The sequence below is a fragment of the Curtobacterium sp. VKM Ac-2861 genome (genome assembly GCF_013204965.1).
Taxonomy (GTDB): Bacteria; Actinomycetota; Actinomycetes; order Actinomycetales; family Microbacteriaceae; genus Curtobacterium.
In genome coordinates this window covers 563,100-582,153 of the sequence record NZ_JABMLA010000003.1, presented here as the reverse complement: position 1 = coordinate 582,153, position 19,054 = coordinate 563,100, and the positions used below count along the sequence as shown (strand labels likewise).

The 19,054-nt window shown below is 73.5% G+C and carries 16 protein-coding genes; 7 read left to right on the top strand and 9 right to left on the bottom strand.

Going from position 1 to position 19,054, the window contains the following annotated elements:
• Positions 1 to 74: 74 nt before the first annotated feature.
• From HQQ88_RS10755 to mtrA, 3 genes are read right to left on the bottom strand one after another with little or no spacing between them, the layout of a single operon-like run.
• Positions 75 to 1,769 (bottom strand): GerMN domain-containing protein, encoded by a 1,695-nt coding sequence (locus HQQ88_RS10755; RefSeq protein WP_173169420.1) that lies wholly within the window; start codon positions 1,767 to 1,769, stop codon positions 75 to 77.
• A complete protein-coding gene (gene mtrB, locus HQQ88_RS10750; RefSeq protein WP_367917007.1) occupies positions 1,769 to 3,490 on the bottom strand; it encodes an MtrAB system histidine kinase MtrB in 1,722 nt (573 codons plus the stop codon). The genes HQQ88_RS10755 and mtrB overlap by 1 nt, the downstream gene beginning before the upstream one ends.
• A 5-nt stretch (positions 3,491 to 3,495) precedes the next feature.
• Entirely contained in the window at positions 3,496 to 4,170 is a 675-nt protein-coding gene (mtrA, locus tag HQQ88_RS10745; protein ID WP_123292246.1) for an MtrAB system response regulator MtrA, read from the bottom strand.
• A 151-nt stretch (positions 4,171 to 4,321) separates the two neighbouring features.
• Between mtrA and HQQ88_RS10740 the strand changes: the two genes are divergently transcribed.
• From HQQ88_RS10740 to HQQ88_RS10720, 5 genes are read left to right on the top strand one after another with little or no spacing between them, the layout of a single operon-like run.
• Positions 4,322 to 5,719, top strand: a complete 1,398-nt coding sequence (locus HQQ88_RS10740) for a glycerophosphoryl diester phosphodiesterase membrane domain-containing protein (RefSeq protein WP_173169419.1) — start codon at positions 4,322 to 4,324, stop codon at positions 5,717 to 5,719.
• On the top strand, positions 5,716 to 6,357 hold the full coding sequence (locus HQQ88_RS10735; RefSeq protein WP_173169418.1) for a DUF4129 domain-containing protein: 642 nt from the start codon (positions 5,716 to 5,718) through the stop codon (positions 6,355 to 6,357). Before HQQ88_RS10740 ends, HQQ88_RS10735 begins: the two co-directional genes overlap by 4 nt.
• Positions 6,354 to 7,586, top strand: a complete 1,233-nt coding sequence (locus HQQ88_RS10730) for a DUF4350 domain-containing protein (RefSeq protein ID WP_173169417.1) — start codon at positions 6,354 to 6,356, stop codon at positions 7,584 to 7,586. The genes HQQ88_RS10735 and HQQ88_RS10730 overlap by 4 nt, the downstream gene beginning before the upstream one ends.
• Positions 7,583 to 8,611, top strand: a complete 1,029-nt coding sequence (locus HQQ88_RS10725) for a MoxR family ATPase (protein ID WP_131845592.1) — start codon at positions 7,583 to 7,585, stop codon at positions 8,609 to 8,611. Before HQQ88_RS10730 ends, HQQ88_RS10725 begins: the two co-directional genes overlap by 4 nt.
• Positions 8,611 to 9,963 carry a DUF58 domain-containing protein gene (locus HQQ88_RS10720; protein ID WP_173169416.1) on the top strand — a complete coding sequence of 451 codons (1,353 nt, stop codon included), beginning with the start codon at positions 8,611 to 8,613 and terminating at the stop codon, positions 9,961 to 9,963. The genes HQQ88_RS10725 and HQQ88_RS10720 overlap by 1 nt, the downstream gene beginning before the upstream one ends.
• 13 nt (positions 9,964 to 9,976) lie before the next feature.
• Here the strand turns inward: HQQ88_RS10720 and HQQ88_RS10715 are convergent, their stop codons facing one another.
• Complete coding sequence (locus HQQ88_RS10715) at positions 9,977 to 10,975, bottom strand: stage II sporulation protein M (RefSeq protein ID WP_111085975.1); 999 nt, start codon at positions 10,973 to 10,975, stop codon at positions 9,977 to 9,979.
• Positions 10,976 to 11,017: 42 nt separating this feature from the next.
• Here HQQ88_RS10715 and HQQ88_RS10710 point away from each other — a divergent pair, with 42 nt between their 5' ends.
• Positions 11,018 to 11,887 carry an RDD family protein gene (locus HQQ88_RS10710; protein ID WP_131845595.1) on the top strand — a complete coding sequence of 290 codons (870 nt, stop codon included), beginning with the start codon at positions 11,018 to 11,020 and terminating at the stop codon, positions 11,885 to 11,887.
• Between the two features lie 16 nt (positions 11,888 to 11,903).
• Here the strand turns inward: HQQ88_RS10710 and ahcY are convergent, their stop codons facing one another.
• Complete coding sequence (gene ahcY, locus HQQ88_RS10705; protein WP_173169415.1) at positions 11,904 to 13,382, bottom strand: adenosylhomocysteinase; 1,479 nt, start codon at positions 13,380 to 13,382, stop codon at positions 11,904 to 11,906.
• A 104-nt stretch (positions 13,383 to 13,486) separates the two neighbouring features.
• On the bottom strand, positions 13,487 to 13,702 hold the full coding sequence (locus HQQ88_RS10700) for a DUF3499 family protein (protein ID WP_111085977.1): 216 nt from the start codon (positions 13,700 to 13,702) through the stop codon (positions 13,487 to 13,489).
• 78 nt (positions 13,703 to 13,780) lie between these two features.
• Between HQQ88_RS10700 and HQQ88_RS10695 the strand changes: the two genes are divergently transcribed.
• On the top strand, positions 13,781 to 14,221 hold the full coding sequence (locus tag HQQ88_RS10695; RefSeq protein WP_173169414.1) for a metallopeptidase family protein: 441 nt from the start codon (positions 13,781 to 13,783) through the stop codon (positions 14,219 to 14,221).
• Between the two features lie 37 nt (positions 14,222 to 14,258).
• On the opposite strand, the gene HQQ88_RS10690 is transcribed toward HQQ88_RS10695, so the two are convergent.
• The 3 genes from HQQ88_RS10690 to HQQ88_RS19915 all read right to left on the bottom strand — a co-directional run bounded on the left by HQQ88_RS10690 (position 14,259) and on the right by HQQ88_RS19915 (position 19,000).
• The gene (locus HQQ88_RS10690) at positions 14,259 to 15,662 is read right to left on the bottom strand and encodes a DUF5719 family protein (RefSeq protein ID WP_173169413.1); all 1,404 of its coding nucleotides are present in this window, start codon (positions 15,660 to 15,662) and stop codon (positions 14,259 to 14,261) included.
• Positions 15,659 to 18,496, bottom strand: coding sequence for a glycosyltransferase family 2 protein (locus HQQ88_RS10685; RefSeq protein WP_173169412.1), 2,838 nt, complete (start codon positions 18,494 to 18,496; stop codon positions 15,659 to 15,661). The genes HQQ88_RS10690 and HQQ88_RS10685 overlap by 4 nt, the downstream gene beginning before the upstream one ends.
• 180 nt (positions 18,497 to 18,676) lie before the next feature.
• Positions 18,677 to 19,000 carry a WhiB family transcriptional regulator gene (locus HQQ88_RS19915; protein WP_111085981.1) on the bottom strand — a complete coding sequence of 108 codons (324 nt, stop codon included), beginning with the start codon at positions 18,998 to 19,000 and terminating at the stop codon, positions 18,677 to 18,679.
• Positions 19,001 to 19,054: the final 54 nt, after the last annotated feature.

The window sequence follows — 19,054 nt, the reverse complement described above, 5'->3', positions numbered from 1 at the left end:
GCGGTCGTGGACCGACGGGGCGGACGGTGGACGGGCCTCCCGGCCGGGGTGGGTGTGCAGGGGTGACCGCGACGTCAGCGCTGGACGCCGAGCACGTCCGCGGTCACGCCGGTGGTGTCCCAACCGCCGCCGGTGGACTGCAGCACCGACCCGCTCGACATCCGGAGCAGCAGCGCACCACCGCTCCCACCGCTGATCGAGGTCGCGCGCCCGTCCGGCTTCGGCAGGGTGCTCGACTGCCCGCCGATGGTGGTCCGGACGACGTTCGGCCCGGCCGTGGTCTGCCCGACCGAGGCCACGTCGGTGTCGTTCACCCACGTCGCCCCGACGGCGTCGCCGGTGGCCGCCTGCACCCGGACGGCTGCGCCGAACGACGTCGGGGACCGGTCGGACCCGCGGATGATCGCCATCACGTACAGGCCGGGGCCGTCGGCGGTCTGGATCAGGGCGAGTGCCCGGGTCGAGTCGCGGGACACCTGGAACGACACGAGGTCGCCGCGCGGCAACGACGTCGCGACCTGGTGCGGGTCGCCGCCGAGGCCGTAGGCGGTGATCCGGCGGGTGTCCGACGACTGGCCGACCCACACGAACCCGAGGTCGTCGATCGCGGGGGCGACGAGGTCCTCGCGGGCGTCGACGCGCAGGTGGTCGTCGCCGCGGACGACGACGGCACCGTCGCGGTTGCCGACGGCGGCCGTGGTGCCGGAGGCGGACAGCGAGATCGAGGTCGGGTCGAGGCCGGCCACGGTGTCGCCGACGCCGCCGCCGAGCTTCGAGACCTTGCCGGTGCCCGTGGCCGCGTAGCCGACCACACCGTCCTCGTCGACGAGGGGGCGGGGGTCGACGTCCGGGTTCTGCTGCGCGTTCGCCCCGCTCGAGTCCGGGACGGACAGGCTCGCGCCCTCGATGGTCATCGACACCGACGAGATCGTGGCGACCGAGGCGAGCGACTTGCTCAGCTGCTCGCGCATCCGGACGCGGTCGACGGTGCTGGCCCGCAGGGCGTCGCTGGACAGGTCGACGAGTGCCGTGCCGCTGTCGATGGTGACCGCGTTCAGGGAGAGCTGGGTGCCCTCGGGGAACGACGAGACGACGGCGCCCTTCAGCCAGTCGGCGGGACCGGCCATCAGGGCGCTGGCGATGCGGGTGCTGGTGGACGAGCGGGCGAGGAACCAGCGCTCGTCGGGCACGAGGAACCGGAACGTCGGGTCGTAGAAGTACAGGGCGTGCTGCTGGAAGACGGAGTCGAAGCTCACCGGGGACAGGATGATGCCGTCCGGGGCGTAGGCGATGCGCCACTCGCCGTCCTCGCGGGTGAACTGGAACGTCAGGGTGGACGAGGTCGGGCGGACCGCCTGGGTGTACTCCCCCTCGGAGTCCACCGTCGCGCTCGCGGTGAGCGTGTACGTCAGCTCGCGGTCGTCGGCGCGCTCGACGGTGCCGCTGCCGTCGCGGATCGTGACGCCCTGCCGCGGGTTCCACTGCTGCGAGAAGTCCGAGGCGAGGAACTGCCGGGCGATGGCGTAGTTGTCCTGTGCACCGGTGGCCGCCGCGATGAACCCGCGCAGGATCGCCGTCTGGTCGGAGCCGGTGATCGGCTTGTCCGGCCGGAAGTCGACGCCGGACAGCGACTCGTCCTTGATCGTCTGACCGGTGCGGACGGCGCCGTCGACGGGGATGGCGGCGCAGGCGGTGAGCGCCAGCACGCTGACGGCCGCCATCGCCGCGGCGACGACGTGCCGGAAGCGGGGACGGAGACGGGGGCGCATCAGGACTCCTCTCGCACGGCGCGGGGGCCGTCGTACGACTCGTCGAGCTCGGGCAGCGGGATCGCCGACGTCGCGGCGGTGACCTGTTCGTTGCGGGGCAGCGTCAGCACGAAGGTCGACCCCTGACCGGGGCGGGACCACACGTCGATCCGACCGCCGTGCAGCTTCGCGTCGCCCAGGCTGATCGCGAGACCCAGGCCGGTGCCGCCGATGGTGCGCTTGCGGCTCGGGTCGGCGCGCCAGAACCGGTCGAACACCCGTGCTGCGTCCTCCGGCGGCATGCCGACGCCCTGGTCGCGCACCGCGATGGCGACCGTGCGGGCATCGCTGTCGACGACGACCTGGACGGGCTTGGCGTCACCGTGCTCGATCGCGTTGCCGACCAGGTTGCGCAGGATGCGGCGGACGCGCTTGGCGTCGAGCCGCATCGTGGTGTGGCCGCCGGGGGTCGCGAGCTGCAGGTCGATGCCGGCGCGTTCGGCCAGGGGGCGGAACTCCTCGACGATGTCCGCGGCGAGCGCCGCCGGCACCGACGGCTCGGTGTCGAGCTGCACGGCCTGGGCGTCGTAGCGGGAGATCTCGAGCAGGTCGGCGAGCAGCAGCTCGAACCGCTCCACCTGGGCGTGCAGGAGCTCGGCCGATCGCCCGACCGAGGGCTCGAACGCGTGCCGGGAGTCGAAGAGCATGTCGCCGGCGAGCCGGATGGTGGTGAGCGGCGTGCGCAGCTCGTGGGACACGTCCGACACGAAGCGCTGCTGCACGCGGGAGAGCTCGGCGAGCTGGGTGATCTGCCGGCTGACGGCCTCGGCCATGCCGTTGAAGCTCCGCGCGAGGGTCGCCAGGTCGTCCTGGCCGCGCACCGGGATGCGTTCGTCGAGGCGTCCGGCGGCGATCTTGCGGCTCGTCTCCGCTGCCTCGCGGATCGGGACGACGACCAGCCGGACGACGAGCGACGTCACCAGGGCGATGAGCACCATGAGCGCGACGCCGCCGATCGAGAGCGTCTGCGACACGAAGTCCAGGGTCTGCTGCGCATCGGACAGGTCGTAGACCAGGTACAGCTCGTACTGGCCGGCGCTCGGGATCTGCAGCGTCGAGCCGACGGCCAGCCCGGGCACGCGGCGGCCGTCGTCGTCGAGCTGCACCGGCTGCAGGCTGAGCTTGCCGGTGTTCGCGCCGACCTCCTTGCGCAGGGCGTCCGTGATGACGGCGTCCGGGAAGTCCTGGCTCGCGATGGTCTGCAGCGTCTGCGGGGTGGACTGGTCCGGGCTCCGCTCGATCGCGATGCTCGTGCCGCCGGGGCTCGTCGTGTTCGACAGGATCGCCTGCTGCGCCTCGTTCTGCAGCGTCTCGAGCTCGGACTGGTTGTTGTCCTCGGCCGCGGTGGCGGCGTCGAAGATCCCCTGCGCGACGATGGTCGCGCGGGCCGACTCGGACTCGATCTGGTCGCGGCGCTGCGAGTAGACGTTCGTCGAGATGCTCACCATGACGGCGGTGCCGATGATCCCGACCGCCAGTCCGGTCGTCATCACGGTGATGGCGACCGAGCGGAACATCAGGGACCGACGCCACACGTACGCGACGGGCCGCCAGCCACGGCGGACCCAGCGGCGCATCCGTCGTCGGCCACGGCCGACCACCCCGATCGACACGGTGGCCGTGCCGGGGGCGACACCGGCTGCCGTGCCGGGAGCGGTGCCGGCGGGCGGGGCGGGCGGCACGGTGGTCAGGCTCCTCCGGCCCGGTACCCGACGCCGCGGACCGTGGTGACGGTCTTCGGGTTGTCCGGGTCGTGCTCGATCTTCGCGCGCAGGCGCTGGACGTGCACGTTCACCAGGCGGGTGTCGGCCTTGTAGTGGTAGCCCCAGACCTGCTCGAGCAGCATCTCGCGGGTGAAGACCTGGTTCGGCTTCTCGGCGAGCGCGCGGAGCAGGTCGAACTCGAGCGGGGTGAGCGCGATGACGGTGTCACCGCGGCGGACCTCGTGCCCGGCGACGTCGACCGTCACGTCACCGACGTGCAGCACCGTAGCGTCGGTGGCGCTCGGCCGCAGCCGCGTGCGGATGCGGGCGACGAGCTCCTTCGGGTTGAACGGCTTGACGACGTAGTCGTCGGCACCGTTCTCGAGGCCGAGGACGACGTCGGCGGTGTCGCTCTTGGCGGTGAGCATGATGATCGGCGTGCCGCTCTCGGCACGGATGCGCTTGCAGACCTCGATGCCGTCGATGCCCGGGAGCATCACGTCGAGCAGGACGAGGTCCGGCTTCGTGCTGTGGAACGCGTCGACGGCGTCGTTGCCGTCGGCGCTGAACTCGGGTTCGTAGCCCTCCGAGCGGAGGACGATGCCGATCATCTCGGCGAGGGCCTGGTCGTCGTCGACGACGAGGATGCGCGGTGTCATGTGATGTGGACTCCGTGTGGCGTGCGGGTGGTGCCGGGTCGGCACGTGTCCCCACACGATAGCCGAGGCCCCGTCACGCGGCGTTTTCCGCCAGGATGGAGGTGGACCGCGCGTCGCAGCGCGGACCGACACGACGAAGGGGGCCGAGGTCATGTCCGATTGGCAGACGCCTGGCGGTGGTCAGCAGGGGGCCGGGCAGCAGGGTGCCGGGCAGCAGGGTGCCGGGCAGCAGGGCGCGTGGCAGGGACAGCCGGGAGGCCCGCCCCGCTTCTCCGCGCCGCCGCCGCCCGCCCCGGGGCCGGGTCGACCCCCTGGCGGTCGTCCGCCGTCCGGCTCGCGTCCGGTGATCCCCCTGCGCCCGCTCGGGTTCGGTGACGTGCTCGGCGGCGCCTTCACGGTCTTCCGCCGGAACGCCCGCGTCCTGCTGCTCTGGAGCGTGCTGCTCAGCGGCGTGCTCGGGCTGCTCTCCACGCTCGTCAGCACGTTCGGCCAGCAGGCGCTGCAGTCGCGGATGATGACGGCGTTCGACGGCAGCGGTGGTGGCGACACGATCGTCGCGGGCTCGGTGACGCTGTGGATCCTGCTGACGATCGGCCTGCCGTTCCTGGCGTACCTCGGTCGCGGCTTCCTGGTGGCACCGGTCGCCGCGGACACCGGCCAGCGGGTGCTCGGCCGTCGCGCGACCTTCCGGGGTCTCTGGGCGTTGCTCGCCGGGCGGCGGTGGCCGGTCGTCGGGTGGATGTTCGTGCAGATCGGCGCGGGACTCGTCGTCGGGATCATCGTCGTGGTGGTCTTCGTCGCGTTCTTCGCGGCGCTCGGGGCTGGGGACGCCAGCGCCGGGTGGTTCGTGCTGGCGGTCTTCGTGATGGTCCTCGGCCTCGGCGTGGTCCTGACCTGGCTCGGCATCCGCTTCGCCTTCACCGTGCCGACCATCGCGCTCGAGGGCCGACCGGTCTTCGCCGCCGCCGCGCAGTCGTGGCGGCTGACCCGCGGGGCGTTCTGGCGGACCTTCGGCATCCTGCTGCTCGTGCAGGTGATGTTCGGCGTCGCGGCCTCGATCGCCACGGCGCCGCTCACCATCGGGGCCGTGCTCGTCGGCGGGGTGTTCGACCCGCTCGGGCAGACCGACGCGTCCTCGGGCATCGGTGCGGGCGCCCTCGTCCTGATCGTCATCGGCAGCCTGCTCGCGATCGCGGTGCAGTGCGTCACCGACGTGCTGAGCGCGGCGGTCGTCACCTTCCTGACCATCGACCGGCGGATCCGGACCGAGGCCCTCGACCAGCGCATCGCCTCGCACCTCGACACCGGGCAGCCGGCCGACCCGTTCGCACCGTCCGCACCGGTCGCCCGACCGCCGTGGCCGCCGCAGCAGTGGGCCGGGCAGCAGCAGCCGTGGGCGCAGCAGCAGCCGCAGCAGTGGCCCGGGCAGCCCCCGCAGGCGTGGCCCGGACAGCAGCAGGCGCAGCAGCCCTGGACCGGACAGCAGCAACCGTGGCCGCAACACCCGCCGCAGCAGGGGCAGCACCGCCCGCCGGACGGGACCGCATGACCGCGGTCGACCCCGACGAGGCCCGCCGTCTGCTCGAACGCGAACTCGACCGGCCCGCGTACGACGGCGCGCACGTGACGTGGTGGGACCGGGCGTCACGGACGTTCCTCGACTGGCTCGGGTCGCTCCGCGCCGACGGACTCGACTCCCCCGTCGCGGCCCGCACGGCCCTGGTGATCGCGATCGTGGTGCTCGTCGCCGTCGTCGTGCTCGTCGTCGTGGCCCGCGGGCTCCCCCGACGTCGTGCACGCAGCGGCGCAGACGACGCCGGCGGGGTGTTCGACGACGACGACCTGCGCTCCGCCCGCGAACTGCTCGACGCCGCACAGTCCGCGATCCGCCGGGGCGACTGGTCGGCCGCGGTCCTCGACGGCTTCCGGGCGACCGCCCGCGGCCTCGGCGAGCGCGACCTGGTCCCGGACGTCCCCGGGGCCACCGCACGCACCATCGCCGCCCGCGCAGCCGTGCCCTTCCCCGCCGAGGCCCCGGCGCTCGACGACGCCGCGACGGCCTTCGACGCCGTCCGCTACCTCGGGCTCGACGCCGACGAGGCCACCGCTCGCCGGGTCCTCGACACCGAGCGTGCCGTGCGCCAGGCTCGTCCGGCCAGGTCCTCGGGGCCGGTGGTACCGGCATGACCGCCAGCGCTGCCACCGCCGCCGCGCCGCGCACGGGTGCGCCGTCGCCGGACCAGCCAGAGGGCCGCCGACTCCGGGTCGGCTTCTGGGTCGCGATCGTGCTCGTCGGGCTCGTGCTCGCCGTGCTCACCGCCGTGGTGCAGGGCGCCGAGGGACCGGACCGCCGGCCGCTCGACCCCACCTCGACCACCGCGAGCGGATCTGCGGCGCTGGTCCGTGTCCTGGAGCAGCGTGGCACATCCGTCCGGGTGACCGACCGTGCCGACGGGATCGACGGTGGCACGGTGTTCGTCGACGACTCCGACGGCGTCCTCGACCCAGGCGTCGCCGAGCGCATCGCCCGGACCGCCGACCACGTGGTGCTGGTGGGCGTCGACTCGACGCCGTTCGCGTCGTTCGGCCTCGACGTCACCACGGCCACCGCGCCCGAGGGCGACGACACCGTGTCCACCGCGTCCTGTTCGATCCCGGCCGCGGCGTCGGCTGCGCGGGTGTCCACCGCCGGGTACGGCTACACGGTCGACGACCCCGACGCGGACCGCTGCGCGCCGTCCGGCAGCGGCGACGACCGAGCCTGGGAACTCGTCCGCACGGTGACGCCCGGCGGCGACGTCACCCTCGTCGGCACCACCTCGGCGTTCCGCAACGACACGATCACGACCGCCGGGAACGCCGCGCTCGCCCTCGGGCTGCTCGGCTCGGACGACCGCCTCACCTGGTACACGCCGACCGTCGGCGCGCCCGACGCCGCCCCGACCCTCGGCGAGCTCGCGCCGCCGTGGGTGCCGAGCGGCCTCGCGCTGCTCGCCCTGGTGGCCGTCGCCGCCGCGGTGTGGCGGGGCCGACGTCTCGGGCCGCTCGTCGTCGAGCGGATGCCCGTCGTGGTCCGCGCCGCCGAGACCACCGAGGGCCGGGCCCGGATGTACGCCCGCACCCACGACCGCACGCACGCCCTGGACACCCTCCGCGTCGCCGCGGTGCGCCGGATCGGTCGGCTGCTCGGACTCCCCCGGTCCGCGCACGTCGACGACGTCGTCCGCGCAGCGGCCCGCGCCATCGGCATCCCGCACGACCGCGTCGGCGCCGTCCTCGTCGGCGGTCCGACCTCCGACGACCGCGCCCTCGTCGACGGCACGAGGGCACTCGACGACCTCGAACGGGCCGTCCGACGATCCACCTCGGGCGACCGTCCCAGCACCGACCACGACCGACCAGGAGCACGACCGTGACCGACCTGCCAGCTGCCCCCGACCAGCACGTCCCCGCACCGGGCGACCGCGCCCCGCACGACCGGAACCAGCACGACCCCGGGCTCCGCGACGCCTTCGGGCGGGTCCGGGCCGAGGTCGCCAAGGCCGTCGTCGGGCAGGAGGGCGCGGTGTCCGGCATGATCGTCGGACTCCTGGCGCAGGGGCACGTGCTGCTCGAGGGCGTGCCCGGCGTCGCCAAGACCCTGCTCGTCCGCAGCCTGGCCGCCGCGATGTCCCTCGACACGAAGCGGATCCAGTTCACGCCGGACCTGATGCCCGGCGACGTGACCGGTTCGCTCGTGTACGACGCCTCCACCGGCACGTTCCCGTTCCGCGAGGGCCCCGTCTTCACGAACGTGCTGCTCGCCGACGAGGTGAACCGCACACCCCCGAAGACCCAGTCCGCCCTGCTCGAGGCGATGGAGGAACGCCAGGTCAGTGTCGACGGCGACGCCCGGCTGCTGCCCGACCCGTTCTTCGTCGCCGCGACCATGAACCCGATCGAGTTCGAGGGCACGTACACGCTCCCCGAGGCGCAGCTCGACCGCTTCCTGGTGAAGCTGACGCTCGACATCCCGCCGCGCGACGTCGAGTGGCAGGTCCTCCGTCGGCACGCCGACGGCTTCGTGCCGCGGGACGTCCGGTCGGCGGGCATCACCCCGGTGGTCGGCGTCGACGAGGTCCTCGCCGCGCAGCGCGCCGTCCGGGCCGTCGGTGCCCGTGACGACGTGCTGGCGTACATCGTCGACCTCGCCCGTGCCACCCGTCAGGCTCCGTCCGTCCGCGTCGGGGTCAGCCCGCGCGGTGCGACGGCCCTGCTCGCCGCCGCGAAGGCCTGGGCGTGGCTCACCGGCTACGACGCCATCACGCCCGACCACGTGCAGGCGATGGCCCTGCCGGTCTGGCGCCACCGGCTCCGGGTCGCCGCCGACGCCGAGCTCGAGGGCGTCGGCGCCGACGGGGTGCTCCAGCAGGTGCTCGAGCAGGTGCGGGTGCCGATCTAGTGGCGGTCTCCGGCCGGTTCGTCGCGCTGCTCGCCGTCGCCGTCGTGCCCACCGTGCTGCTCGCCAGCGGGTGGGCCGGCCTGGCGTGGGTCGTCGTCGTGCTGCTCGCCGCGGCCCTCGACGTCCTGCTCGCCGCCGACCTGGCACGCGTGCGAGTCGAACGGCGGATGCCACGACTGGCCCGCCGGGACAGCACCGCCGACGGCACGCTCGTGCTCGCGAACGACGGCGGGCGGGTGCTCCGGGGCATCGTCCGCGACATGTGGGAGCCCTCGGCCGGACACCGGCCGCGCCGGGTCCGGATGACGGTGCCCGCGGGCGAACGACGGACCGCCCGCATGCGGTTCACCCCGTTCCGCCGCGGTCGACGCCGCACGGCCGGCGTCGCGGTCCGGGCGTTCGGTCCGCTCGGTCTCGCCGCCCGCCAGCGGGTCGTCACGGCACCGGGCGAACTCGTCGTCACGCCGCCGTTCCGCTCGCGACGGCACCTGCCGTCACGGCTGGCCCGGTTGCGCGAACTCGACGGCGAGACCACCCTGCAACTCCGCGGCCACGGCACCGAGTTCGACTCGCTGCGCGACTACGTCCGGGGCGACGACGTCCGCTCGATCGACTGGCGAGCGACCGCCCGACGACAGGACCTCGTGGTCCGCACCTGGCGCCCGGAGCGCGACCGGCGGGTCGTGGTCGTCGTCGACGCCGGACGCGCCGGGGCCGGCAGGGTCGCGGACGAACCGCGCCTCGACACCTTCATCGAGTCCGCACTGCTCCTCGGCGCCCTGGCCGCGGCCGCCGGCGACCGGGTCGACCTGGCGGTCCTCGACGACACCGTCCACGACCGTGTGCACGGGGCGACCCGCACCGACGTGGTCCAGCGCTTCGGCGAGGCCCTCGCGATGGCGGAACCCGGACTCGCCGCGACCGACTGGTCCGCCGTGCCGGCGCTCGTCGACTCGATCACGACCTCACGGGCGCTCGTCGTGCTGGCGTCGAGCCTCGACTCGGTCGGTGCCTCCGGCGACCTGCTGGCGGTGCTGCCCCGGCTCACCCGGCGGCACGCCGTCGTGGTGACGAGCATCGAGGACCCGGCGGTGCAGCGGACCGCGCGCGGCGGGGTGGACCCGGCCACGACGATCCGCACCGCGCGGGGCGGACGCGTGCCGGGCCTCCCCACCGGCGCGGAGCGCGACGTGTACCGGCGGGCAGCCGCCGAACGCACCCTGCTCGATGCCGACGGCGTCGCCGACGTCGCACGCCGGAGCGGCGCCGAGGTCGTCCGTGGCGCACCGGAGGAGGTCCCACCGCTCGTGGCCGACGCCTACCTGCGCGCGAAGGCGACCGGCCGGCTCTGAGACCGGGCGGACGCTACCCGGCGACCAGCGCGGAGGTGCCGCGCTCGAACTCGTCGAGGTCGCCGCGCTCCCCGGCCCGGTACGCGCGACCGCCGAGCACCCACTGGTACGCCAGGACCGCAGCGAGGGCGATCGTCCCGATGCCGATCTTGACCGGCCACGGCCAGTCCTGGCGGGTGACGATGCCCTCGACCAGGCCGGACAGCAGCAACGTCAGGGTCAGGCCGACCGCGATCGTGATGAGGGCACGGCCGTCCTCGGCGAGGGCCTGCGCGCGGGTCCGGTGCGGCCCCGGAGCGACCCACGACCAGAAGATCATCAGGCCCGCCCCGCCGGCGAGGAAGACCGAGTACAGCTCGAGCTGGCCGTGCGGGGCGATGTAGAGGAAGAAGTCGGCGAGACGGCCCTGCGAGTGCATGATCGCCGCGGAGACCCCGAGCCCGACGGCGTTCTGCATGATCGAGAACGGCACGAAGACGCCCGTGATGCCGAACGCGACCATGGTGGCCGCGATGTAGGCGTTGTTCGTCCAGACCTGCGCCGTGAACGCGCCGAGACCGTGGTCGGAGTAGTAGTCGACGAAGTCCTGCGTGGCGTACTGGCGGAGCGCCTCCGGCGTGCCGAAGGTCGCCGTCGCCCCCGGTGTCGTCGTGATCCAGACGGCCACGATCGCGCCGATCGCGACGGTGGCCAGCGCCACCCAGATCGTCACCCAGCGGATCCGGTACAGCGCCGCGGGCAGCTGCCGGGTGAAGAACAGGGCGACCGCGGTGAGCGGGTCGACCGGGGTGCCGGTGAAGCGCAGGCGGGCGCGGTACAGGGTGAGGGACAGCCGGTCGCCGGTCGCGGTGCGGGGTGCGGCGCCGCGGATGCGGGCGAGGTCCGTCGCGGCGGCCTGGTAGCCGGAGACGAGCTGGTCGACGTCGGCACCGGTGGTGTGCCGGGCGCGCGCGAGGCGGTCGAGCTCCTGCCACCGGTCGCGGTGCACCTCGGCGTAGGCGTCCAGGTCCACGTGTTCCCCCTCGTGTCGGCCGACTTCCGACAGAATGATCCCATGTCGAAGCCCCGCACGCCGCGCGACCTCGCCGACGCCCGGTTCTCGCTCGCCCTGGACGAGACCGCCGACGAGCTCGTGGTCGGCGAGGCGGTCGCGCTCGACGTGCAGCCGGCCGGACTCGTCCTGCGGTTGGCGTCAGCGCTCCTCGACGGGGTGTGCCTGCTCGTCCTGTACCTGCTGCTCATGTTCGGGGTGTCCCGGCTGTGGCCGAGCGGCCTCGACGAGGCGTGGGGCGCCGCGCTGAGCATCGCCCTGTTCGTCGCCGTGCTCGTGCTGGTGCCGGCCGCCGTCGAGACGGTGACCCGGGGCCGCAGCGTCGGCCGGTACGCCGTCGGCACGCGGGTCGTCCGGGTCGACGGCGGTGCGATCGGGTTCCGGCACGCGTTCACCCGCGCGCTCGTCGGGCTGTTCGAGCTGTGGATGACGTTCGGGTCGGTGGCGCTGCTCGTGGCGTTGTTCGGCAGTCGTCCGCGGCGCCTCGGGGACCTGCTCGCCGGCACCGTCGTGCAGCACGAGCGGCTGCCGAAGCAGCGCGACCCCCAGGTGGTGCTGCCACCCGAGCTGACGGCCTGGGCCACGGTCGCGGACGTCTCGGCGCTGCCGCAGCGACTCGAGAACCGGCTCGGCGCGTTCTTCCGCGGGGCCGCCGTGATGCGCCCCGAACTCCGGGAGTCCGCCGCCCGCGCGCTGGCCGCGGACGTCGCACCCTTCGCCCACCCGGTGCCGCCGGTGCCCGCCGAGGTGTTCCTCGCCGGGGTCGTCGTGCTGCGCCGTGGGCGGGACGTGCAGGCGCTGCGCTCCCGCGTCGGGTTGCTCACCGAGGCGGGCGCGTCGGCGTCGGCGCGGCCCCCGGGCTTCCCGCGCTAGCGCGCTGCGCCCCGCCTCAGTACCGGTAGTGCTCGGGCTTGAAGGGACCCTCGACCGGCACGCCGATGTACGCCGCCTGCTCCGGGCGCAGCGTCGTCAACTCCACCCCGAGGGCGCCGAGGTGCAGTCGCGCGACCTTCTCGTCCAGGTGCTTCGGCAGCACGTAGACCCCGGTCGGGTACTCGTCACGACGGGTGTGCAGCTCGATCTGCGCCAGGACCTGGTTCGTGAACGAGTTGCTCATCACGAACGACGGGTGCCCGGTGGCGTTGCCGAGGTTCATCAGCCGCCCCTCGGAAAGCACCAGGATCGAGCGGCCGGTCGGCAGGCGCCACTCGTGCACCTGCGGCTTGATCTCGACCTTCTCCACACCCGGCAGGGACTCGAGCCCGGCCATGTCGATCTCGTTGTCGAAGTGGCCGACGTTGGCGACGATCGCCAGGTGCTTCAGCCCGAGCATCTCGTCGACGCCCACGACGCCGAGGTTGCCCGTGCACGTGATGACCATGTCGACGGTCTCGATGACATCGGCCAGACGGGCCACCTGGTAGCCGTCCATCGCGGCCTGCAGCGCGCAGATCGGGTCGACCTCGCTGACGATGACGCGGGCGCCCTGGCCGCGCAGTGCCTCCGCCGCACCCTTGCCGACGTCGCCGTAGCCGACCACGAACGCGACCTTGCCGCCCATCAGGACGTCGGTCGCACGGTTCAGGCCGTCGGGCAGGGAGTGGCGGATGCCGTACTTGTTGTCGAACTTCGACTTCGTCACGGAGTCGTTCACGTTGATCGCGGGGAACCGCAGCTGTCCGTTGCGCGACAGCTCGTACAGGCGGTGCACGCCCGTGGTGGTCTCCTCGGTGACGCCCTCGATCTCCGCGGCGATGCGGGTCCAGCGGTCGGAGGACGTCTCGAGCGACGCCGCGACGGTGTCGAGCACGATCTTCCACTCGGCACTCGCATCGGCACCGGCGACCGGCGCAGCACCAGCGGCTTCGGCGTCGGCTCCGGTGTGCACGAGCATGGTGGCGTCACCGCCGTCGTCCAGGATCAGGTTCGGACCGGCCCAGTCGGCTCCGACGGCAGCGGATTCGGCGGTCCAGTCGAAGATGCGGCTGGTGCACCACCAGTACTCCTCGAGCGTCTCGCCCTTCCACGCGAACACGGGGACGCCGGCTGGTGCGTCCGGCGTGCCGGTCGGCCCGACCGCGATCGCCGCGGCGGCTTCGTCCTGCGTGGAGAAGATGTTGCAGCTCGCCCACCGCACCTGCGCACCCAAGGCGACGAGCGTCTCGATCAGGACGGCCGTCTGCACCGTCATGTGCAGCGACCCGGCGATGCGCGCGCCGGCCAGCGGCTGCGACGCACCGAACTCCTCGCGCAGGGCCATCAGGCCCGGCATCTCGTTCTCGGCGAGGCGGATCTGGTGACGGCCCGCCTCGGCGAGCGAGAGGTCGGCGACGCGGTACGGTGCTGCGGTCTGGGCTTCGGTGGGCATGCCCATCAGTCTTCCATGCCGGGAGGCGCGGGTCCCCAGCCGACGTCGGTCACGTTCCACGGGCCTCCCGTCCAACACCGCTGGTGCGTCGCGGACGCGAGCCGTCAGTCGGTCTCGCGCTGCAGCGGCTCGCGCCGCACCACCTGCCAGCCGCGCGGGACGCGCAGGCCGGCCGCGTGCCGGGCGCAGAGGTCGTAGCCGTGCGGTTCGACCCGCGTGGAGAGCGGCCCGACGACGACCATGGAGTCCCCGTAGTCGTAGGTCAGGGTCGCCGAAGCGCTCGCGGCGCACGCGACCTTGCTGCAGATCCTCACGTCCATGTCGTCAGGGAGCCTAGCGGAGCGCGCACGAGCGACCGGAGCGACCGGGAGTGACGACGGCACGCGTACGATGTGGGGATGCGTCGCAAGCCCCGCCTCGTCACTCCGGTCGACCGCGGTCGAGGCCGCTCCCGGCACGGACGCGGCGGGCGGTCGAGCGTGACCGGTCCCGAGCTCGCACCGATCACCACCCGCGCCGAGGCCTTCGACCGCATCGTCGGCGACAGTGCCCACTACCTGATCGGGCTCTGGCCCGACGAGCTGTCGGGCGTGGTGTTCCAGGTGGCCGACATGCCGACCGACGCCACCCTGCCCGACGCGATGCCCCGCTGGCGCATCGACCGCGACGCCCGCAGGGTCACCGTGTTCCGGATCCCCGTCGAGCGGGTGAACCGCAGCCCCGAGAAGGACGACGCGGACCGGCGGATCATCATCGAGACGGCCGTGTTCCGCGCCGTCGGCGAGCTGATCGGCAAGGACCCGTGGGACCTGGCGCCGGACCGCTACCGCCACTGGTGACGACGCGGCACCCGGGGGCGCCACACCGACGTCACGGTCAGGGGTAGACGCGGACCGGCGTGGACACCTGGGTGGACGGTCGGACCGGGAAGCCGGCGATGCCGTCGTCCCCGCGGTAGGTCACGCCCACCACGACCCCTTCGGCGCCGGAGATCGAGAGCTGCTTCGCGGTCTGCACGGGCATCGTGGCGGTGGCACCCGACAGCACCGTGATGGTGCGCTTCTCGTCGCCGGAGCGGATCGTGATCGCACGGTCCTCACGCGTCGGGTTCACGAAGTTCATGCGGACGCCCTCCCCCGGTGCCACCGCAGTGATGATCTGGTCACCCAGCGGCTCGGCCGAGGCGAACCAGCCGAGGTCACTGTTGCCGTCGGCCGTCGGTGAGGTCGTGCGGGCACCGGCGACGACGGGTTGCGTCGACGTGACGGTGAACGAGTAGCGGCCGTCCGGGAAGTCGTCGAGCGCGACGTCGGTCACGACCCCGGGCTCGGCGGTGGCGTTCACGGTCGTGCCGCCGCCGTCCGCCGTGCTGATGCCGAGCGTGACGCGTGCCGACTCGGTACCGGGGACGAACAGCCGGACGACGGGCGCTGCGTCCGCCGTGTCGTCACCGCGCTGTGCCTCCTGCGCGCCGGCGAGCACGACGCCGGGGATGACCTGCGACCGCGAGGGAGCGGCGCCGCCGGAGACGATGTCGTAGCCACCGGGGGTCAGCGTGCGGACGACGGTCTCCTGCATGTGGGCGACGATCTGCCCGCCCGAGGACGACACGTGCACGACGGTGGATCCCTGGTCGGACACGAAGCCGGACAGCGGGACGACCTTCTGGGTGTTCGGGGCGACGACGATGCCGGTCGTGCCGGGGGCGCTGACCGTGCCGGTGCCGTCGTAGATCGCCAGGTCGACGGTCGCGTTCACGTCGGTCGGGTTCGACAGGGTGACGAGGCTGGTGCGCCCGGTCTCGGTCGAGCCGCCGACGAGCCAGGTCGACTGCGAGGGGTCGTCGCACGACGCCGCGCCGGCACCGACCAGGTCGCCGCTGGAGACGCTCTGGTAGCTGCTGCCCGCGACCTGCGGTGTCGTGTCGCCCGCGGGGGCGGTCAGCAGGCGGGGGTCGCTGCCGCCGGTGGACGACGGGTCGAGCGAGGTCCGCTCGACGGTCGAACCGGTCGTCGCCGTGGCCACGGTCGCCGACCCGACGGTGCTCGCCTGGGTGGCGTCGTTGCCGGAGTCGTCGGACAGCCGCAGGGCACTTCCGGCGCAGACGCGCTCGGCGTCGGCGGGCACCGGGGTGACGGTCCGGCCGGCCGGGCGACCCGGTTCGGCCGCGGTGCCGTAGGCGTGCGCGGCCGTGACGGCGCCGGCAGCGACGACGACGGCGACCGCGGTCGCGGTGCCGCGGACGACCCAGCGTCGGACGGAGCGGGTGGTGGTGCTCATTCGTCGCGCTCCTCGTCGAAGGTGGTCGCGGGTTCCTCGGCCTCGATGACGTTCGAGGTGGCGCGGCGACGGCGCGGGGCCGTCGGCACGGCGAGCAGGGCGGCCGCCCCGAACACCACGCCGAGCACGACCAGGTACAGGACGTGCGTGGCACGGGCGGCGGCGGACCCGGTGGTGGTCCGGTCGACGTCGCCCTCGTAGTGGAACAGCTGGCCGTTCGTGGTCTCACCGATGCTCGTGAAGAGCGCGTTCTGCCCGATCGCGCCCGCGGCACGGTCGTGCACGGTCTGCGCCTCGGGGTCGTCACCGGCGTCGTCGAGCAGGACGAAGCTGATGCCGAGTTCCTGCAGTGCCGGCCGGGGGTCGTAGCCGCTGCGGCTCGCCAGGTTGCCGGCGAGTGTCGTGAGCCGGGCGCCGGACTCGCTCAACCGCAGGGCGGTGGCGTCGAGGGTCGACTGGTCGTCGAGGGTGGCACCCTGGCCGCGTTCGAGCGCGACCGCGAGCGACCCGTCGTCCTGCGGCACCACGACGAGCGTGCCGACGTCGGGGTTCGCCTGCGCCTCGGCGTTCACGTACGCGCTGAGCACCCGGCCGGTGGTCGGCTGGATGGCGGCGTTGCCGAGGTAGAACGCGGCGAAGGCGGGGGCCACCGCGACACCGGCGAGCACCGTCGCGACGAGTCCCGTGACCGGGGCGGCCTTGGGCAGCACGTCGATCCCGATGCAGGCAGCGACCACGATCGCGAGCCAGTACACCGACAGCCCGCTGCCCGGCCACACGATGGTGGTGGTCGACCCGACGCCGGTGACGGTCACGTGGGTGGCGGCGAACGCGGTGCCGAACCCGAGCAGTGCGACGACGAGCGCCGAGCCGGCGACGGCCCAGCGGTGTCCGAGCATCGCGCCGATCGCCGCGGCGGCGATCGGGACGGCCAGGACGGCCATCACGATCGGCAGCCACGTGCCGACGGCTGCGAGTCCGGACGTGGCGGGCAGCCACCCGCTCCAGTCCGGCAGCGGCTGACCGATGGCCAGCTGCAGCGCGGACGGTGCGCGCGTGGCGGACGGGACGCCGGGGTCCGCGAAGACGGCGAGGACGTTGCCGCGCGCGACCTGGGCGAGGACGAGCGGCAGGAAGAGCACGGCGGTCGGCACCGGGATGAAGGCCCGACGGTGTGCACGGCGCCACCCGACGACGAGCGCGACGAGCCACCCGATCAGCAGGACCGGCAGCAACGACGGCGCCGAGGCCGCCACGACCGCGAACAGCAGCGAGGCACCAGAGGCCCAGGCCCACGAGCGGTGCGCCTCGAGCACGGCGACGAACAGCCACGGCAGCACCAGGTGCGCGATGACGGCGCCGAGGTGGCCCGTCGTGACCGCGCCGACGAGCGAGGGCGCGATGGCGTACAGCGCGGCACCGATCACCGGCACCCACTTGCGCGTGGTGACCTTGCGGACCGCGAACCAGGCGCCGAGGGCGGAGACCGGGAACGCGACGAGCATCACGAGCACGACGGACGTCGAGGGCGACCAGAACACGATCGACCCGAGGACCGCCAGCACGGCGGCGAACGGGTCGGACGGACCGGTGAACCCGGTGCCGAGCGAGTGCCAGCCGTACCCGACGTTCTGCCAGAGCTGCCCGACGCTCGTGCTGAGGGGCAGCAGGCCACCGCCGGTCAGCGCCGGTGAGCCGAGCAGGGGGTAGAGCGTGACGACGCTCAGGACGGCCGCGGCCAGCACGACCCAGATCCCGCCGTCGCCGAGGAACGACGCCCGCGCGATCGGGGCGTCCTCGACCCGGGCGAGTTCGACGTCGCGCGAGGTGGTGCGGTGCTCGTGCACCCGACGCCAGCTGACCCGGAGCGGTTCGACGGCGGCCCAACCGAGCTTCTTCGTGCGGGCGAGGTTCCTGCGCGCCCGACCGGTGCCTCCGGCGAAGGCCACCGCGAACGCCGCGGCGAGCTCGGGGACGACGGCCGCGGGGTGCTTGGCGACGAGGTGGCCGATCGCCCGGCCGAGTGCGAAGGGGACGAGGGTGAGCCAGTGCAGCCAGAGCAGTCCGCCCGGCGCGTAGGTCATCCGGCGGTGCAGCTGCGCCTGCCGGTGCATGCGGACACGGCGGGCCTCGGAGACGCGCTTGCGGCCGAACTCCTCGACCGGACCCGCGGTGGTGACCTTCGCCTCGGGGACCACGGCGACGCGGTGCCCGGCCAGGCGCACCCGGACGCAGAAGTCGAGGGCGGCGTCGACGTCGGGCAGCGCCGGGTCGAAGCCGGCGAGCTCGGTCCACACCGAGCGGCGCACGAGCATGCCACCGGCAGCGACGCCGAGCACGTCGGTGTGCCGGTCGTGCTGGCCCTGGTCGAGCTCGTCCTGCACGAGACCGATCGAGCGGCCGAAGCGCGTCATGCTCTCGCCGAACGCGCGGATGAGCGAGGGGTCGTCGTCGGCGACGAGCTTCGGGCCGGCCACGACCACGGACGGCGCGATCTCGACGGCGGAGAGCAGGTCGGCGAGCGCGGTCGGCGACGGCGCGTTGTCGTGCCCGAGCAGCCACAGCCACTCGTCGACGGGCTCGTCGACGACGGCGGGCGGGGCCTCGCGCTCTCCGCGGGCGACGGCCTCGCCGAAGGGGCGTCCGGCCGGCAGGCGCAGGAGTTCAGCGGAGCCGCCGAAGGACAGGCCCGCGGTGGAACCGTCGGTCGATCCGACGTCGACGACCACCAGGTTCTCGGGGTGGCGGGTCTGGGCCGCGAGTGCGTCCAGGGTCCGGTCGAGGTGGGCCGCTCCGTTGGCGGCGACGAGGATCGCGGTGACTCTGGGCTGCATGACGGGCGTCACTCTACGGTCTGGAGGCACGGCGTCCGCTGCGGACGGCGGCGCGCCGTGAACCTGCGCGGCCGAGCGGTCACGGCGCGCCAGCGCCGTGCGAGGTCGCGCCGAGGAGCCTGCGACGAGGATTCGGGACCGCACGGTGTGCGCCGGGCGCGCACCGTGCCTCCTGGACGGCTACGCGCGTTTGCGCAACTTGCGACGCTCGCGCTCGGACAGGCCGCCCCAGATACCGAAGCGTTCGTCGTTCTCCAGCGCGTACTCGAGGCACTGCGCCCGGACCTCGCACGACGTGCAGATCTTCTTCGCTTCGCGCGTGGAGCCGCCCTTCTCGGGGAAGAACGCCTCCGGGTCGGTCTGTGCGCACAACGAGTCGACCTGCCACGCGAGCGGGTTCTCCTCGTCGTCCGTCTCCGGCCGTCGAACACCCGGGACGCCGAGCGCCACGGGGTCGACGTGCCAGTCCTCCGGAACTCCGGCGTGGAAGTCGGAACCGTTCACCCTGATCACCCCTGACGTCTCGATAACGGGACCACAACGATTGAAGTCGTTGCC

Excerpts from the sequence above, each read along its gene's own strand:
- HQQ88_RS10710 (WP_131845595.1), top strand. The coding sequence starts at position 11,018 with ATGTCGAAGCCCCGCACGCCGCGCGACCTCGCCGACGCCCGGTTCTCG.
- HQQ88_RS10740 (WP_173169419.1), top strand. The coding sequence starts at position 4,322 with ATGTCCGATTGGCAGACGCCTGGCGGTGGTCAGCAGGGGGCCGGGCAG.
- ahcY (WP_173169415.1), bottom strand. The coding sequence starts at position 13,382 with ATGCCCACCGAAGCCCAGACCGCAGCACCGTACCGCGTCGCCGACCTC.
- mtrA (WP_123292246.1), bottom strand. The coding sequence starts at position 4,170 with ATGACACCGCGCATCCTCGTCGTCGACGACGACCAGGCCCTCGCCGAG.
- HQQ88_RS10730 (WP_173169417.1), top strand. The coding sequence starts at position 6,354 with ATGACCGCCAGCGCTGCCACCGCCGCCGCGCCGCGCACGGGTGCGCCG.
- HQQ88_RS10695 (WP_173169414.1), top strand. The coding sequence starts at position 13,781 with ATGCGTCGCAAGCCCCGCCTCGTCACTCCGGTCGACCGCGGTCGAGGC.
- HQQ88_RS10700 (WP_111085977.1), bottom strand. The coding sequence starts at position 13,702 with ATGGACGTGAGGATCTGCAGCAAGGTCGCGTGCGCCGCGAGCGCTTCG.
- HQQ88_RS10685 (WP_173169412.1), bottom strand. The coding sequence starts at position 18,496 with ATGCAGCCCAGAGTCACCGCGATCCTCGTCGCCGCCAACGGAGCGGCC.
- HQQ88_RS10690 (WP_173169413.1), bottom strand. The coding sequence starts at position 15,662 with ATGAGCACCACCACCCGCTCCGTCCGACGCTGGGTCGTCCGCGGCACC.
- HQQ88_RS10735 (WP_173169418.1), top strand. The coding sequence starts at position 5,716 with ATGACCGCGGTCGACCCCGACGAGGCCCGCCGTCTGCTCGAACGCGAA.
- HQQ88_RS10755 (WP_173169420.1), bottom strand. The coding sequence starts at position 1,769 with ATGCGCCCCCGTCTCCGTCCCCGCTTCCGGCACGTCGTCGCCGCGGCG.